Below are 16967 nucleotides of genomic sequence, written 5' to 3' on the forward strand. Positions count from 1 at the left end.
TGGCCGGGACGGAAGGCGACGCTCACCCCAGGCAGGGGGCTCGATCAGTGAGAAAACCACAACGGATTCCGCCGGCCAGCGGCCGGCTCGGGGTGCTGCTTCCGGGTTTCGGCGCCGTGGCCACCACCTTCGTCGCCGGAGTGGAGGCAATTCGCAGGGGCATGGCCGAGCCCACGGGAAGCCTCACCCAGATGAATACCATCCGACTCGGAAAGCGCACCGAGGGACGAACGCCGCTCATCAGGGAGCTGGTGCCGCTGGCGGAGCTGGACGATCTGGTCTTCGGCGCCTGGGACCCGATTCCCGACAACGGCTACGAAAGCTCCGTGCGGGCCGGCGTGCTGCACCGTGAACGCCATCTCGACCCGATCAGGGACTTCCTGGCCGGCATCGAACCCATGCCCGCGGTCTTCGACACCGGATACGTAAAGAAGCTGGACGGTCCCAACACGAAGAAGGGCGCCAGCAAGCGCGACCTCGCGGAGCAGCTGCGCGCGGACATCCGCGCCTTCAAGGCGCAGCACGGATGCGATCGCGCGGTCATGGTATGGTGCGGCTCGACCGAGGTGTACGTGCGCCCGGGCGAAGTGCACGCCTCGCTGGCCGCCTTCGAGAAGGGCATGGACGAGAACCATCCCGACATCGCGCCCAGCCAGCTCTACGCTTGGGCCGCTCTCAAGGAGGGCGTGCCCTACGCCAACGGCGCCCCCAACCTGTCGGCCGACTTCGAGGCGCTCGAGGATCTGGCGCGCGAGCGCTCGGTTCCCATCGCGGGCAAGGATTTCAAGACCGGCCAGACCCTCATGAAGACCATCCTGGCGCCGGGCTTCAAGGCGCGCATGATCGGCCTTTCGGGCTGGTTCAGCACCAACATCCTGGGCAACCGGGACGGAGAGGTGCTCGACGACCCGGAATCGTTCAAGACCAAGGAGGTCTCCAAACTCGGGGTGCTCGAGCACATCCTGCAGCCGCAGATGTACCCCGAGCTTTACGGCGACATCTACCACAAGGTGCGCATCAACTACTATCCGCCCCGCGGCGACAACAAGGAAGGCTGGGACAACATCGATATCTTCGGCTGGCTGGGATATCCGATGCAGATCAAGATCGACTTCCTGTGCCGCGACTCCATCCTGGCCGCGCCCATCGTCCTGGACCTCGCGCTCTTCCTCGATCTGGCCTCGCGCTCGGGGCTGGGCGGCATCCAGGAGTGGCTCTCCTTCTACTTCAAGAGCCCTCAGACGGCGCCCGGCCTGTATCCGGAACACGACATCTTCATCCAGCACTGGAAGCTGAAGAACACGCTGCGCTGGCTCGCGGGGGAGGAGCAGATCACCCATCTGGGCGTTGAGTACTACGAGTAGCGGGCCGTCCGCGGCGAACCGGGGTGCCCACTACCCGTCGTGGGCCACCCACTACCGGTAGTAGGTCGGAGAAGGCTCGATGCCGAAGGGGTGCTTCGTGGTGCTGGAGGGCGGGGAGGGTGCGGGCAAGTCCACGCAGGCGGCGCTCCTGGCCCGGTGGCTTCGGGACCGGGGCGTGCCCTGCACCCTGGCGCGCGAACCGGGGTCCACGGGGGTGGGTGAAGCCATTCGCGAGGTGGTGCTGGGGAGAACGGATCTGGAGATGCCCGCGGAATCGGAGCTGCTGCTGATCCTGGCGGCACGCGCGGCGTTCGTGCGCGAGGTGGTGCGTCCCGCGCTGGCGCGCGGCGACGTGGTCGTTGCGGATCGCTTCGACCTCTCCACGCTGGCCTACCAGGGATACGGCCGCGGCCTGGAACTCGCGCGCGTGCGTGCCGCGATGGAGGTTGCGACCGGAGACCTGCGGCCGGATCTCTACCTGGTGCTCGACGTGCCGGTTGAGGAGGGCGTGGCTCGGCGCCGGGCCGCCGGAGGCAGCGAGGATCGCATCGAGCGCGCGGGCGCCGACTTTCTGCGCGCGGTGAGAGACGGGTATCTTGAGCTGGCCGAGGCCGGGGAGCGCATGGAGCTGGTCAGCGGTCTGGGTTCGTCCCTTCGGGTCCAGGAGCGCGTCCTCGGTTGTCTGAGGCGCCGCCTGCCCGACGTGTTCGGTCCCCGGGGGAATTGAATCGGAGAGACATATGAGGACCTTCCCACCGACTCCGTCGATGGTCGCGCTGTCCCTTGCCGCACTCCTCGCCGCCGGCTGTGCCGAGTCCGGTGCCGGGGGCTCCGGGTCCGCTCCAGGGCGCGTCGGCGACGAGAGCATGCGTGCCGCCCTGTTCGAGAGCATTCTCGCCCGCACGGAGGCCCGCGAGGCCTTCTCGCCGGTGAAGAACGAGGCGCTGGGGCTGGATCCGCTCGAAGCGATGCGCGCCCTGCGCGACCGCGTCGTCGCCGCCGACGGCGAGGAGGAGCTCTACTACGCGCTGGCGGCGCTCAGCGCCGCGCGCCGCGACCGCCACCTCGATGTCATTCTGGTGCCCGGCGGCCTGGAGCTGCCCGACAGCGCCGGCGTCGAGGTAAGCAGAGGGGACGCCCCCGAGCCCCGCCAGGCGGGCGTCAGGGTGTTCCCCGATTACGGGAGCGGGGCGCTCGCCTACTTCGTGGGGGAGATCGCGGAAGGAGTCGACGGGCCACCCGTCGGCAGCCGGGTGCTCGAAGTGAACGGCATGCCGGTGCAGGCGTGGCACGACGCGGCCGCGGTCTATGTGCCCCACTCCACCGAGGCCGGGCTGCGCTGGAAGCTGGCCGAGGCGATGACCGTCTCCAGCGCCATCTTCCCGCCCGCGCTGCGCCCGGAACAGCTCACGCTGGTGGTGGCCGGCGGCGACGGGGCCGAGGCGGAGTACCGGTTCCCCTGGCACGAACCCGCGGAGTTGGCGTGGTCCGGCCTCTCCGAGCCGCGCTATCCCGGCACCCGCAACGTGCTCAGCACTCCTACCTACGACTTCCTGGTGCCCGTGGCCCCGGCCGGACACGTGGTCCTGGTGTGGTACGGGTTCCGGGAGACCATGGTCCCCGACGTCGACCGCCTGGTCGAGTACGCCGCCGCCAACGACCTCCTGGACCACACCCTGGTGATGGACGTCACCCGCAGCCGCGGCGGCTCGCTCGGACCCTACGCCATGCAGCGCCTGCAGCCGCGCGCCTTCAGGACCACCTTCGGCAACCTGCGCCTGAGCGACGTCATCCAGCCCTTCATCGACGAAAAGCGGGCCGAAGCCGCCGAGGAGGGCGCGATGGACTCCGGGGTTCCGGAGGTGATCGACGACGGCACCTGGCTGCTCGACTGGCTGGAGACGGACGTGGCGCCCGCCCTGGCGCGCGGCGACGCCTACTCGAACGCGGTGCCCTTCAAGAGCGCGCACGCCCCGCGCGACTCGGACGGGATCCTCGAACCCGCGCCGGTGCACTTCCGCGGGGCGATCGCGATCATCTCCGGGCCGAGCGGGGGGTCGCACCTGGATCAGTTCGTCTCCATCATCTCGGACAACGGGCTTGGGCCGGTGGTGGGCCTGCCCCCCGGCGGCTACTCCAACACCTGGGAGTGGGAGGAGACCCTGACTCTCGAGCCCGGCGGACAGCCGCTGGTCGGCTTCATGTGGAATATCGGCCACACGCTGCGGCCCAACGGCGAGATTCTCGAAGGCAACCCGGTGGAGGTCGACGAGTGGATTCCGCTCACGGCGGACAACGTGGCCGACTACTACGGGATCCTGCTCGACCGGGCGCTGGCGCTTGCCGAATCCTGGAACTGAAGGGCCCGGGCCCGGGGCGCCGGGTTCACCGGGCATGAGTCGGCCGTCGGAAACGGGACGCCGCCGTTTCGGACCCGGCGCGCTCATCTTCGCCGGCATGGCGGTGGGGATCGTGGTCGGCGCCATCCTGGGCGAGCGGGCCGCCGTGCTCCAGCCGGTCGGCGACCTGTTCATCCGGTTGCTGGTGCTGGCGGCGGTGCCGCTGGTCTGCTTCAACCTGCTGGCCGGGCTGGCGGCCCATTCGGGCGTGGGCGCGTTCGGCCGGCTGGCCGCGAAGATCCTGGCCTGGTTCGTCGCCACCGACCTCGTGGCGCTGTGCGCGGGAATGGGGGCGATGACGCTCCTGCGGCCCGGCGCCGGGATGGAGCTGACCACTCCGGTGGACGAGGCCGTGGGCGCGGTTCCCTCGCTCGCGGATGTCCTGCTGGACATGATCCCGGTCAACCTCTTCCAGGCCTTTGCGGAGGGGAACATCGTGCAGGTGGTGGTGGCCTCGCTCGCGATCGGGATGGCCACCCTGATGCTCGGAGGCGGCGCGCGCGCGCGGCTGGAGGCGGCCTACCGCGACCTGGCCGACCTCTTCCGCCGCCTGGTGGACCTGGTGCTCGTGCTGGCGCCGCTGGGGATCGGCGCGCTGATGGCGGTGACCGCCGGCCGCTACGGCGCCGAGCTGCTCGGCGGCCTGGCGCGCTTCCTGACGGGGGTGTGGGGCGCGCAGGCGATCCTCTTCTGCGGGTACATGCTCGTGCTCCGCTTCCTGACCGCGCAGCGTCCCCGGCGCTTCCTGAGCGATACCGGTCCGCTATGGGCGACCACGGCGGCAACCTCCTCCAGCCTGGCTTCCCTCTCGGTCGGTCTGGAGAAGGCGGAGAAACTGGGCATGCCGCGCCGAATCTACAGCTTCACGCTGCCGCTGGGCGCGCAACTCAACAAGGACGGCACCGCGGTTATGCTCGGGGCGGTGCTGGTGTTCACCGCCCAGGCGGCGGGGGTGGAGTTCGGGCCGGAGGCGCTGCTCGCCATCCTGCCGATCGGGCTCCTGCTCGCGCAGGGTTCGGGCGGGATCCCGGGCGGCGGTTTCGTGGTGGCCCTGGTCTACGTGCAGGCGTTCAGCCTGCCGATCGAAATCGCGGCCATGGTGGGGGGCATTTACCGGCTGGTCGACATGGGAAACACGACGTTGAACATCATGGGGGACATGGTCGGGACGGCGCTGGTGGCGGGGCGGGCCGCGGGCGGGACCGAGCCCGCGGTCTCCGGGGCGGGCTCGTGAACCCCGCGGTGCGCGCACTCTTTCCGGGCGCGGGGCGCCGGGCGTATTTCGACATCGCCGCGCGCTGCCTGCTGGCGGAGCCGGTGCGGAACGCCGCCGCCGCCCACCTGGAGACGCGCATGTGCGACGGGGGCGATAAGGACGAGCTGCGGGCGGTGGTCGAAGAGGCCCGCTCCGGCTTCGCCTCCCTGGTCGGGGCCGACCCCGAGGAGATCGCGATCACCAAGAACGTCTCCGACGGGCTCAACCTCTTCGCCGCCAGCCTGCCGTGGCGAGCGGGGGACAACGTCGTCTTTTGCCCCGAACTCGAGCATCCCAACAACATCTACCTGTGGTACAACCTGCGACGCACGCGGGGGGTGGAGGTGCGCCCGGTGGCGCCGGTGGACGGGGAGGTGCCGGTGGAGGCGATGGTGGCGGCCATGGACGGGCGCACGCGCCTGGTGACGGTCCCGAGCATCTCCTTCGCCCCAGGTTTCGTCACCGACATGGAGCCGGTTGCGGCGGCGGCGCGGGAGGTGGGGGCGCTCACGCTCGTCGACGCGGCCCAGTCGGTGGGGGCGGCGGTCACGGATGTGCGCCGCCCGGGGATCGACGCCCTCGCGGTGGCGACCCAGAAGTGCCTGCTGTCGCTCTACGGGTTCGGGTTTCTGTACGTGCGCCGGGAGGTGGCCGACGACCTGATCCCGGGTCACGTGGCCCGTTACGGCATCGAGCTGGACGGCGCCCACGAGACCGCCTTCTCCGCCGACGAGCTTCGCTATCGTCCGGGCGCCATGCGCTTCGATGTCGGCAACTACAACTATCTGGGCGCGGTGGCGGCGCGCGCGGCGCTCGGGCTGATCCGCCGGTGGACGGTCGAGACGGTTGAGACGCATGTCTGCCGCGTGGCGGGCCGGCTGGCCGCGGGCTTCGCCGAGCTCGGACTGCCCGTGGTGGGAGGGGCGTCGTCGCCTCGCCGGGCGCACATCGTGACGGTCGGCGCGAGCGGCGGCGGGCGCCACTATACGGCGGACGATCCGGCGATGAACGCCCTCCATGCGCGCCTGAACACCGATGGCGTCCGCCTCGCCATCCGTAGCGGAGTGTTGCGCTTCTCGGTGGGTGTCTACAACGATGACTCGGACGTGGAGCGTGTCCTGACCAGCGCCCGCGGGTGGATCGAGGACCGGTGACGCGCCAGGCGCGCCGGTCCGGAAACCTTCGGCGCGGGCGGGGTTAGCAACCGGACAGCTCCCGGTTCCGTCCAATGGAGGAGACCCGACGCCGGGAACTGCGGTTCCCGCGCGTGAACCAGCCACGCGGGAAGATCGAAGCCCGCCTTCAGCGGAGTCGTGAAACCCATGCGATTCTCCCGCTCACTGCTTGCTCCGGGCCTCATTCTGGCAGCGGCCCTGCTGTGTGGCGGCTGGTTCCTCCAGCAGGGTATCGCGCAGGATCGCAACGTCTACTTCCAGGCGCGTCTCCTGGAAGAGGTGCTTGACCGGGTGGCGGAGGACTTCGTGGACCCGGTCGAGCTGAATGCGCTCTACGGCACCGCCATCGACGCCGTCATAGAGGAACTCGACGATCCCAACTCGGAGTTCCTGAGCGCCTACGAATGGGACAACCTCCGCATCGATACCGAAGGTGAGTACGCCGGGGTGGGGCTGGAGATCGTGCGCCAGGGAGACTGGATCACGGTGATGAGCGCCCTGCCGGGCACCCCGGGGGAGCGGGCGGGCATCCGCGCGGGGGATCGCATCGTGGAGGTCGAGGGCGAATCCGCGCAGGGCTGGAACCCGGATCGGGCGGCGATGTCGCTGCGCGGCAGGCCGGGCACGGAGGTGGACGTCAGGATCGGGCGCCCGGGGATCGAGGAGCTCATTCCGTACACGCTGGAGCGAGCCACGGTTCAGATCCTCTCGGTGCCGTTCACCCATCTCTTTCAGGACGGCGTGGGATACGTTCCCCTGCGGGTGTTCAGCGAAAACGCCCGCGACGAACTCGAGGCGGCCACCCGAGCCCTGATGGCGGACGGGGCCACCCGGATGATCCTGGATCTGCGCGGAAACCCGGGCGGATTGCTGGATCAGGGCGTCGCGCTTGCCGACCTCTTCCTCGACGAGGACCTGACGGTCGCGGAGACGCGTGGCCGCACGAGGAGCCAGAACTCGGTGCTGCGCACCGGGCAGGGGGAATCCTTCCCGGGGCTTCCCCTGGTGATTCTGATCAATGGACGCAGCGCGAGCGCCTCGGAGATCGTCGCCGGCGCGCTTCAGGATCACGACCGGGCCCTCGTCCTGGGGGCGACCTCATTCGGAAAGGGGTTGGTGCAGACGCTCTACCGGCTGAGCGGGGGCAACGTTCTCAAGCTGACGACGGCGCGCTGGTACACGCCGTCGGGGCGCTCGATTCAGAAGGCCCGGGCGGGTGACGAATCGGCCTTCGAGGATGTCGTGCTGACCCTGTCGGGGGAGTGGGTTCAGCGGTCGGACGGCGAGGACCGGCAGCCGTACCGGTCTCTGGGGGGGCGACGCGTCCTCGGTGGCGGCGGCATCACTCCGGATCTCCATGTCCTTCCCGATACCCTGACCGACGACGAAGAGGCGGCGGTGCTTCGCCTGGACCGGCACGCGCGCGGCTTCAGCAGCGCCGTGTTCGAGTTCGCCGTCCTTTACATTCAGGAGCGGCCGGACGCCCCTCCGGGCTCCGCGGTCGAGGACGCCGACCTCGCGCGCTTCCGGCAGCACCTTGCCGATCGGGGGATCGACGCCGAGGCCGCCACGCTTGAGCGTGCGGAACGCTATCTGCGGTTCCAGCTGGAGCGCGAGATCGCCCGCAGGCGCGCGGGCCGGGAAGGCGAGTTTCTGCGCCTGATGACCGCCGATCCGCCGCTGGCGCGCGCCGTCGAGTTGCTGGCGCGCGCGCGGTCGCAGCAGGACCTGTTCGATCTGGTGGCCGCCGAGAAGTCGCTCGCGAACAGCGCCGTTCAAGCGCCAGGCGGCATCGCCGGAGACGGTTCGCCGGGCGCGGGATCCCGCTGAGGACGCGTCCGCCGGCCCCCGGACGGCGGCCGGCTCATCCCGCCATTCCATCGCCCGGAGAAACGGTGTTCCTTTCTCGTGCGAGTCGCGCACGGCGTCCGCAGCTTTCGTGAGCCGGGATATGAGTGCACCGGCGCGCCGGGCTGGCCGCGGGCCGTGCGTCCGGGTTACGCGCTCTGGTGCCGTCGAGTCTGTGCATCGGGTGCATGTGGCGGTAGCCGATGCCCGCGGGCGGCTGATCGGCGGTTGTGGCGACGCGGGGCGCGTGGCGTTCTATCGGTCGGCCGCGAAGCCCTTCCAGGCGCTTCCGCTGGTGGAGGACGGCGTCCTTGAAAGGTTCGGTTTCACGGAAGAGGAGCTGGCGCTGTGTTGCGCGTCCCACAACGCCGAACGCGGACACCTGGCTCTGGCCCGAAGCATGCTGGCCAGGGCGGGACTGGACGAGCGCGCGCTGGAGTGCGGGCCGCACCCGTCTCTGCGGCCGGAACGGGCGCGCGAGCTGTGGGCACGGGGCGTTCGCCTGGGCGCCGTGCACAACAACTGTTCGGGAAAACACGCGGGGATGCTCGCGCTGGCGGTGGCCAACGGCTGGCCTCCCGAGGGATACCTCGAGCCCGGCCATCCCGTGCAGCAGCGCATGCGCGCCGAGATCGCGCGCTGGACGGGGGTGGCCGCATCGGAACTCGTGACCGGCACCGACGGATGCGGCGTGGTGACCTTCGCGCTCCCGCTGGCGGACATGGCGGCGTCCTTCGCGCGTCTCACGGCGGCGGCGGATGCGGGAGAACCCGCGGCGCGCATCGTGGGCGCGATGACGGGGCATCCGTTCGCGGTCGCGGGCACGGGTCGTGTCTGTACGGCGGTCATGGAACGGCTGGGTGGACGGGTGTTCGTCAAGACGGGCGCCGAGGGCGTGTACTGCGGAGGCGTGCGCGGGCGCGGCCTGGGCTTCGCTCTCAAGGTGGAAGACGGGGCCCGGCGCGCGAGCGACGTTGCGCTTGTCGGGGTGCTGTCGGATCTGGGCGTGGCGGACGCGGACGACATCGCGGCGCTTGCCCGGGGGCGCGTGGAGGTGCTCAATACCCTGGGGGTGGATGTGGGACGGATCGAGAACGCGTTCCGGGTTGAAGTGGATCGGTGAGCGGTACGCCTGGGGATGGGATCGTGCGCGCGCCGGCGCTCACCCCGGCGGAGCGGTCGCTGGTGAGGGTGAGCGCCGCACTGGCTGCGGGACGCGAGGACGCCCTCCGCGCCGCGCTGGCGGAGGCGGCACGCACTGCCGACGCGACCGAGGTGGAGGAGGCGCTGTTGCAGAGCTATCTGTTCGTGGGGTATCCGGCCGCGCTGGCCGCGCTTGCCGCGTGGCGGGAGGTCGGCCCGGCACCACCCGCGGAGGCCAGCCCCGACGACTGGCCGGGTTGGGCGCGCCGGGGCGCGGCGCTCTGCCGGCGCGTCTACTCCACGCAGTACCGCGAGCTGCGCGACAGCGTCCGGAGCCTGCACCCGGACATGGAGCGGTGGATGGTGGTGGAAGGCTACGGGAAGGTGCTCGCCCGCCCCGGGCTGGCCCCGCTCGCCCGGGAGTACTGCATCGCGGCCCTGCTCGCCGTGGCCGACGCGGGTCCGCAGCTCTATTCGCACCTGCGCGGGGGGCTCAACCTGGGAGCGTCGGCGGCTGCGCTGGCGGAGACCCTGGCAGTGGCTGCCCGCTTCATGGACGACGCGCGAAGCGAGGCCGCGCGCGCCACGTTGCGCCGGGTGCTGTCCCGCCGCGGGGAAGGGTAGCAGATGGGGGAGGGGATCTTCGTCGACCGCGCCGTCATCGAGGTCGCCGCGGGAACCGGCGGATCGGGGGCCGAGGCGTTCCGGCGCGAGAAGGGTACGCCGCGCGGGGGGCCCTCCGGGGGAGACGGCGGCCGCGGGGGGGATGTGGTGCTGGTCACGGATCCTCAGCTGTCGACCCTGCTCGACTTCAGCTACCGGCGTCACTACAGGGCGGAGAGGGGGCAGCACGGAGGGGGCAACAACCGCACCGGCCGCAGCGGCGCGGACCGGGTGGTGTCCGTCCCGCCGGGCACCACCGTGCGGGACGCCGGCACCTCGGAACTCATGGGGGAACTGCTCGCGGCCCACGACCGGGTGGTGGTCGCCCGGGGGGGGCGGGGGGGGCGGGGCAACACCCGCTTCGCCTCGTCGCGCAACCAGGCCCCGACGCGATGGGAGCCCGGCGCGGAGGGAGAGGCGCGGCGCATCGAACTCGAGCTCAGGCTGATCGCGGATGTCGGCCTGGTCGGTGAACCCAACGCCGGCAAGTCGACCCTGCTCTCGAGCGTTTCGGCGGCCCGGCCGAAGGTGGCGGACTATCCCTTTACCACGCTCGTCCCCAGCCTGGGGGTGGTTCACCTGCCCGACTTCCGATCCTTCGTGCTGGCCGACATCCCGGGCATCATCGAGGGTGCCCACGAGGGGAAGGGGCTGGGGCTGCGCTTTCTGCGCCACGTCGAGCGCACGCGCACGCTGGTCTACCTGATTCCGGCCGACTCGAGCGATCCCCAGGCGGAGTACGGGCGCCTGCGCTCCGAGCTGCGGAGCCACTCCCGCGCGCTGGCCGCAAGGGAGCATTGCCTTGTGGTGTCCAAGATGGACCTGGTGGATCCCGGCGAGCCGGCGCCCCGCATTGAAGCCCCCGACGCCTGGGGGTGCTTTGCGGTATCGGCGGTGACCCGCCGAGGTCTCGACGAACTGTGCGAAGCGCTCTGGCGGCGAACCCGGCCGAGGTGACCGTCGTGCCCGACGCATCGACCGTCCCCGTGGCGGAGGCGCCGCTCGATGTCATGGACGACGAGGTCATCACCCGGATTCACTGGACTCTCCACGAGGGACTCGGGGCGGTGACCCTGCGGCAACTCATCGACAAGTTCGGTTCCGCCCGCAAGGCGTTCTCCGCAGACAAGAAGAAGCTGCCGCTGAAGGCTCGCCGGGCGCGCGACGCGCGCAAAATCACGCGCCCGCTCGAGGAGGTGCTCGCCATCGCGCGGCGGGCAGGGGCGTTGGCGACCGGATACCGCTTGTCCGGGTTTCCCGAGCGGCTGAAGCACCTGCACCATCCACCGCCGCTTCTCTTTCTGCGCGGAGATCCGTCCCTGCTGCACCCTCCGGCCGTGGCCGTGGTGGGGTCGCGCAAGGCCAGCGAGTACGGGCGCGGCATGGCGCGCAGCATGGGGGAGGGGCTGGCCCGGGCGGGAGTGGCGGTCGTGAGCGGGCTGGCGCTGGGAATCGACGGCGCCGCGCATCGGGGAGCGCTGGCCGCCGGTGGAGGCACCATCGCGGTGCTCGGGTGCGGCCCCGACGTAGCCTATCCGCCCTACCACCGCCGGCTCTTCCGGGACATCCTCGAGAGAGGTCTGGTGGTCTCCGAGTTTCTTCCCGGCGAGGCGCCTCTGCCGCACCACTTCCCCCGGCGCAACCGGTTGATTGCCGGTCTGTCGAAGGCGGTGGTGGTCGTCGAGGCCGCCAGGAGGAGCGGCGCTTTGATCACCGTCGAGCACGCCCTGGAACTCGGCCGCGACGTGTTTGCGGTTCCGGGAACGGTCGGCCGTCCCCGGAGCGAGGGAGCCAACGCCCTGATCCGCGACGGAGCCGGACTGGTTACGAGCGCCCACGACGTGCTCTTCGGAACCGGCCTCGCGGACGCATTGCCGGAGGCGCGCTCCCGCGACCGGATCCCCTCTGGAATGGACGCCCGCCAGCGGGCCCTGTGGGACGCGCTGGAGGCGGAGCCCGACCACATCGACCTCCTGGCCCGAAGGGCCCGCCTGGATATCGCCACCGCGGCGGCGATCCTGTCGGTCATGGAGGTTCAAGGATGGGTGCGGCGAGCGCCCGGGCTGCGCTTTGCCAGATCCCTTACCTGACGGCCCATGGACGAAGTGCCCAGTGCTGCCGGCACCCGGTGCGGGAAGCAAACCCGGGAAGCGCCGTCTTCGCGGGATGGCGCGACATCATCCGTCTACGTGCACGCGCCCTTCTGCGCGCGCCGCTGCTCCTACTGCGACTTCGCCGTAACGGTCGACCGCGAGGGCGGAGACGACGCCTGGCTGCGGGCGATCTCCCGGGAATGGGACCAGATCCTGCGCGAGGAACTGTTCTCATTCCCGGAACCCCTCGATACCCTCTACGTCGGCGGAGGCACGCCGTCCCTCCTGGGTACCGGCGCCATGGACGGACTCGCATCCGTTTTCGGTCCGCGCCTTCTGAGCCACCCCTTCCTGGAGTGGACGGCGGAAGCGAACCCGGAGAGCTTCACTCCCGGCATTGCGCGAGCCTGGCGAGAGGCGGGCGTGAATCGCGTCAGCCTGGGCGTACAGAGCTTCCACGAGGCCTCGCTGCGCTGGATGGGACGCCTGCACGGCTCCGCAGGCGCCGCGGAGGCGGTGCGCAACGCCCGGCGGGCCGGCTTCGGAAATGTGAGCGCGGATCTTATCTTCGGCCTCCCGGGGCACCTGGCGCGGGACTGGGACGACGACCTCGAACGCCTGCTCGACCTTGGCGTCGAACACATGAGTCTCTACGGGCTGACCGTGGAGCCGCGTACGCCCCTGGGGCGTGCCGTGGCCGACGGGCGCGAGCGGGTCGCCTCCGAGGGTCGGTACCGCGACGAGTATCTGGCGGCAGTGGAACGGCTCACCGGCGCGGGCTACCTTCACTACGAGGTCAGCAGTTTCGCCATGCCGGGCCGGGAGTCGCGCCACAACGAAGTGTACTGGTCGGGCCGTCCCTACCTGGGTCTGGGGAATGGGGCGCACAGCTTTCGCAAGCCCTTGCGCCGCTGGAACCTGCGTGACTGGAAGGAATACAGTACATCGGTCGCGAAGGGGGACTCCGCGATCGCGGGACACGAGCTGCTGGACCGGGCCGAGCTGCGCCTGGAACGGATCTGGCTGGGACTCCGCGCACGCAGGGGCGTTTCCCTCGCGTCGATTCCCGCGCGGGCGGCGGCCGTGACGGAGCGATGGATGCGGTGGGATTGGGCCCGGGCCGAAGCCGGCAGACTTCGCCTTACCGTCGAAGGCTGGCTGTTGCTCGACGCTCTCGCCATCGAATTGGACGAAGCAGTGACGAATCGAAGGAACGGGGAATGACGATGCGGACAGGGCGATTGCGCGAGCGCATCGTCGTCCGCGAGGAGCTGACGCCTCGAGAACGACAGGTTCTGGAGGCCGTGGTGCGCACCTACGTGGATACGGCCGGCCCGGTAGGCAGTCATTCGGTGAACCGGCGCTGGAAGCTGGGGGTGTCGTCCGCCACCATCCGCAACACCATGGCGGAGCTGGAGTCGAAGGGTTTCCTGGCCCGGCCGCACACGTCCGCCGGCCGGGTGCCGACCGACACTGCGTACCGGTACTTCGTCGACCGCCTCATCCGCCCCGCGCCGCTGACCAACGCGGAGCGCGACCGCATCGAGGAAGAACTCGACCCGGATGCCGCCTCCCCGATCGAGCGCCTGGTACGGCGAACCACCCGCGCCCTCAGCCTGATCAGCCACGAGCTGGGCCTGGGGCTGGTGCCGAGCCTGGACTCGGCGGTACTCGAGAAGATCGAACTCATCCGGCTGTCCTCGCACAAGGCGCTCATGGTGGCCACCGTGCGCAACGGACTGGTTCGCACGGTCTACGTCGATCTTCCACTGGAGATTCCGCGGGATACCCTGGTGACCCTCACGGTCATCCTCAACGAGCGTCTCGCCGGGCTCACCTTCGCGGACCTGAGGGAGTCGCTGCCCGAACGCCTGCGCGATCCGGGCACGGAGAGCGATACCGCCACCGAGCTGCTGAATATCTTCATGGAGTCCGCCCAGTCGCTGCTGGACTGGCCGGAAGCCGGCGAATCGCCGGTGCTCTTCGGACAGACCTCGGTGCTTGCCAGCCAGCCGGAGTTCACCAGCGGCCAGCGGCTCAAGAGCCTTATCGAATTGACCGAGCGCAACCAGCTGATGGAGAGCGTGCTGAGCAACCGCCGCCACAGCGGCGGACTGCGCATCACGATCGGCCGGGAGCATCAGGACGAAGCGTTGTCCGGCTTCACGCTCGTGACCGCCGAGTACCATGTGGGCGGGCTCAAAGGGGTGGTGGGGGTGATCGGCCCCACGCGCATGCCCTACGAAAAGGTGATCAGCCTGGTGGGCTACACTTCTTCACTCGTGAACGACATTCTGCGCTGAGCGCGGGGTCCGAATGGCAGACTACTACGAGACCCTGGGGGTGTCCCGGGGCGCGGACGTGCAGGAGATCCGGAAGGCGTACAGGCGTCTGGCGATGCAGCACCACCCGGATCGCAATCAGGGTTCGCGGGAGGCGGAGGAGCGCTTCAAGGAGGTCACCCGCGCGTACGAGGTTCTGAGCAATCCGGAGAAAAGGGAGGTCTACGACCGGTACGGGGAGCGGGGGCTGAACCGCGGCCAGGGAGGGGCCGGCTTTGGCGGCTTCGACTTCTCCGACGCGATCGAGATCTTCATGCGGGACTTCGGCAGCGGAGGCACCTTCGGAGACCTGTTCGGCCGCCGTTCCGGGGGCACCCCGCGCAGCCGGAGAGGGAAGGGCATTCGGCTGCGGCTTCCCCTGACGCTGGTCGAGGTCGCGAGCGGGGTCGACAAGCGCTTGCGGGTAAGCCTGCTCGAGCCGTGCGAGGATTGTGGGGCCACCGGGGCGCGCGGTGCCGGACCGACGCTCTGTCCGGGTTGCAGCGGCACCGGCCAGGAGCGCATCAGCCAGCGTTCCCCCTTTGGGCAGTTCGTGAGCGTGCAGCCGTGCCGCAGGTGCGGCGGGGAGGGACAGGTCATCCAGGATCCCTGCCCCGCATGCCGCGGAGAGGGGAGGGTACGCGAGGAATCCACCATCACGGTGGAGGTCCCGGCGGGCGTCTCCTCGGAGAACTACATCACCCTGCGGGGGCAGGGGAACGCCGGACCCCGGGGAGGGCCGCGCGGCGACATCACCGTTCTGATCGCCGTGGAGGATCATCCCGACTTCAGGAGGGACGGCAACGACCTCGTCCACGAGCTTCACGTGACCTTCACCCAGGCCGCGTTGGGCGATCGTCTGGAGGTGCCGACCGTCGAGGGCAGCGCGCCCCTTTCGGTGCCCGCCGGGGTCCAGACCGGCGAGATGTTGCGCATGCGCGGCCTGGGTGTGCCGGATCTGGAGGGCGGCATGAGGGGCGACCAGCTTGTGCGCGTGGTCGTATGGACTCCCGAGAACCTCGACCGTCGTCAGCGGGAGGCGCTGGAACGGTTGCGGGAGGTGGAGGATCCGGTTCCCGAGGATGCGGGGCGCGGGAGGAGGGGGTTCTGGGCCCGCGTGAAGGAAGCCTTCGTCCCGTAGCACCAGTCCCGTGGATGCATCCGCCCGGGCACCGGAGAGCGGCGAAGCGCCTTCCGTGATACCCGACCGCTGGCTCACCGTCGTCGCCGGCGTACCCGACTCCGCCGCGGTCGGCGTGGTGGCCGCGCAACTCGTGCACAGGGGTGCGCGCGCCGTGGTGGAGCAGGCGGACGGGACGCTGGTCACGCATTTCCCGCCCCCCGGCGACGTCCCCGCGTTTCTGGCCGCCCTCGGCAGCGAACTGAACGGGGCAGCCGGCCGGACCGTCGATCTGAGCTGGCGCTGGCAGCCGCACGAGGAGTGGGCGGAGACGTGGAGGCAGGGACTTGGGCCCACGCGGGTCAGTCGCCGCATCACCGTGGCGCCGACCTGGGATGTCCCCCACGAGCCGGACGGAGGCGTGCTGATCACCCTCGACCCCGGCATGGCGTTCGGCACCGCCCGCCACGCCTCGACCCGTAGCGCCCTGCGATTGCTCGACACCGCGGTTCGCCCGGGGACCGACATCGCCGACGTGGGCACGGGTACCGGAATCCTCGCCATAGCCGCGGCCGGGCTCGGCGCCGCTCGCGTGCTAGCCGCGGACAACGATCCCTTCGCGTGTGCCGCAGCCCGCGTCAACGTGGACGCCAACCAGGCCGCGCATGCGGTCGAAATCCACGAACGGAAGGTTTCGCCCGACTGGCTCGCGGCGCACCACCCCCTCGACGGCGTGGCCGCCAACATCGAGAGCGGGGTGCTGACCGCTCTTCTGCCGGGATTTGCAGGCGCCCTGGCGCCGGGCGGATGGCTGGTGGTTTCGGGGCTGCTCGCCGAAGAGGCAGGGGACTTCGCCTACGAGGCCGCGCCCTTCGGTTTCCGTCTGCGGGACGACGATGCCGAGGACGGCTGGTGGGCAGGGACCTTCCGCCTCGTCCCCGGGCCGGCGGACGGGTAGGCAAAGCGCAGCCCGGCCGCGTTGCGCCGCTCCCGCAGGCGCCGATGCTCCCTCAGCAGCCGGAACCAGCGGTTGACGGCGGAGGGTGATTTCACGTCCAGGCTGCGGGCGAGCCAGGCGAGGGTTCGGTGGTTCCAGCGCACCAGCGGGTCGCCGTGCATGTAACGTCGATCGTCGGTCTCAAGAAGGACCACCCATGGGCAGGGCGTGAGATACTGCTCCGAGAGCGCATCGGCGTAGGGTCCCGGCGACTGGTGCAGGTCGCCGGCGCTCCACGCTCCCCGCATGGGATCGAGGAGGCGGTAGCGCTCGGGGTGGTGGAGCACAGCCTCGACAACCTCCCGAGCCCCGGGTTCCGCCTCGCCGTCGCGCCCGAGCCTGTGCAAGAGGGTGTCCAGGCTGGCGGCGATCATCGAGGTCTCCGACATCACTCGGCCGATCCGGTCCGCCATCTCGGTCAACCAGAACCTCCGTCTTTCGAGCAGGTCGCGCTGTCACCGGGAGGTTCCCGGGAATGAGTCCCAGATAGGTTAGGCTCTCGAGGCGGGCTCTCCCATGGCTCGATGGGCGTTAATTTTATAAGCTATTGATATTCATAGCTTTAGATCATATGCGATAACTCTTGTCC

The 16967-nt window shown here is 70.2% G+C and carries 15 protein-coding genes; 14 read left to right on the plus strand and 1 reads right to left on the minus strand.

Translation table 11 applies throughout. The features are described 5' to 3' along the window. The first annotated feature begins 47 nt into the window (after positions 1 to 47). The 14 genes from OXU32_03820 to OXU32_03885 all read left to right on the plus strand — a co-directional run bounded on the left by OXU32_03820 (position 48) and on the right by OXU32_03885 (position 16339). The gene (locus OXU32_03820; GenBank protein MDE0073095.1) at positions 48 to 1364 is read left to right on the plus strand and encodes an inositol-3-phosphate synthase; all 1317 of its coding nucleotides are present in this window, start codon (positions 48 to 50) and stop codon (positions 1362 to 1364) included. A 79-nt stretch (positions 1365 to 1443) separates the two neighbouring features. Then, entirely contained in the window at positions 1444 to 2091 is a 648-nt protein-coding gene (tmk, locus tag OXU32_03825; protein MDE0073096.1) for a dTMP kinase, read from the plus strand. Between the two features lie 13 nt (positions 2092 to 2104). Further along, positions 2105 to 3724 (plus strand): hypothetical protein, encoded by a 1620-nt coding sequence (locus OXU32_03830; GenBank protein MDE0073097.1) that lies wholly within the window; start codon positions 2105 to 2107, stop codon positions 3722 to 3724. 34 nt (positions 3725 to 3758) lie between these two features. Beyond that, positions 3759 to 4997, plus strand: a complete 1239-nt coding sequence (locus OXU32_03835) for a dicarboxylate/amino acid:cation symporter (protein ID MDE0073098.1) — start codon at positions 3759 to 3761, stop codon at positions 4995 to 4997. Beyond that, positions 4994 to 6172, plus strand: coding sequence for an aminotransferase class V-fold PLP-dependent enzyme (locus tag OXU32_03840; protein ID MDE0073099.1), 1179 nt, complete (start codon positions 4994 to 4996; stop codon positions 6170 to 6172). The genes OXU32_03835 and OXU32_03840 overlap by 4 nt, the downstream gene beginning before the upstream one ends. Before the next feature lie 168 nt (positions 6173 to 6340). After that, positions 6341 to 8023, plus strand: a complete 1683-nt coding sequence (locus tag OXU32_03845) for a S41 family peptidase (GenBank protein MDE0073100.1) — start codon at positions 6341 to 6343, stop codon at positions 8021 to 8023. 121 nt (positions 8024 to 8144) lie between these two features. After that, the gene (locus OXU32_03850) at positions 8145 to 9164 is read left to right on the plus strand and encodes an asparaginase (protein MDE0073101.1); all 1020 of its coding nucleotides are present in this window, start codon (positions 8145 to 8147) and stop codon (positions 9162 to 9164) included. A 23-nt stretch (positions 9165 to 9187) separates the two neighbouring features. Next, positions 9188 to 9808: a carboxymuconolactone decarboxylase family protein gene (locus tag OXU32_03855; protein ID MDE0073102.1), complete on the plus strand. Its 621-nt coding sequence runs from the start codon at positions 9188 to 9190 to the stop codon at positions 9806 to 9808. 3 nt (positions 9809 to 9811) lie between these two features. Then, the gene (gene obgE / locus OXU32_03860; GenBank protein ID MDE0073103.1) at positions 9812 to 10804 is read left to right on the plus strand and encodes a GTPase ObgE; all 993 of its coding nucleotides are present in this window, start codon (positions 9812 to 9814) and stop codon (positions 10802 to 10804) included. Positions 10805 to 10809: 5 nt separating this feature from the next. Then, positions 10810 to 11937 (plus strand): DNA-processing protein DprA, encoded by a 1128-nt coding sequence (gene dprA / locus OXU32_03865; GenBank protein ID MDE0073104.1) that lies wholly within the window; start codon positions 10810 to 10812, stop codon positions 11935 to 11937. A gap of 6 nt (positions 11938 to 11943) precedes the next feature. Next, positions 11944 to 13164, plus strand: a complete 1221-nt coding sequence (hemW, locus tag OXU32_03870; protein MDE0073105.1) for a radical SAM family heme chaperone HemW — start codon at positions 11944 to 11946, stop codon at positions 13162 to 13164. Further along, the gene (gene hrcA / locus OXU32_03875) at positions 13161 to 14243 is read left to right on the plus strand and encodes a heat-inducible transcriptional repressor HrcA (GenBank protein ID MDE0073106.1); all 1083 of its coding nucleotides are present in this window, start codon (positions 13161 to 13163) and stop codon (positions 14241 to 14243) included. Before hemW ends, hrcA begins: the two co-directional genes overlap by 4 nt. A 13-nt stretch (positions 14244 to 14256) precedes the next feature. Further along, positions 14257 to 15402, plus strand: coding sequence for a molecular chaperone DnaJ (gene dnaJ / locus OXU32_03880; GenBank protein ID MDE0073107.1), 1146 nt, complete (start codon positions 14257 to 14259; stop codon positions 15400 to 15402). A gap of 55 nt (positions 15403 to 15457) precedes the next feature. Continuing rightward, positions 15458 to 16339 (plus strand): 50S ribosomal protein L11 methyltransferase, encoded by an 882-nt coding sequence (locus tag OXU32_03885; protein ID MDE0073108.1) that lies wholly within the window; start codon positions 15458 to 15460, stop codon positions 16337 to 16339. On the opposite strand, the gene OXU32_03890 is transcribed toward OXU32_03885, so the two are convergent. Beyond that, positions 16237 to 16800: a hypothetical protein gene (locus tag OXU32_03890; GenBank protein ID MDE0073109.1), complete on the minus strand. Its 564-nt coding sequence runs from the start codon at positions 16798 to 16800 to the stop codon at positions 16237 to 16239. The genes OXU32_03885 and OXU32_03890 overlap by 103 nt on opposite strands. Positions 16801 to 16967: the final 167 nt, after the last annotated feature.

The organism is Gammaproteobacteria bacterium (genome assembly GCA_028819075.1).
In the GTDB taxonomy this organism is placed as follows: Bacteria; Gemmatimonadota; Gemmatimonadetes; order Longimicrobiales; family Gaopeijiaceae; genus BD2-11.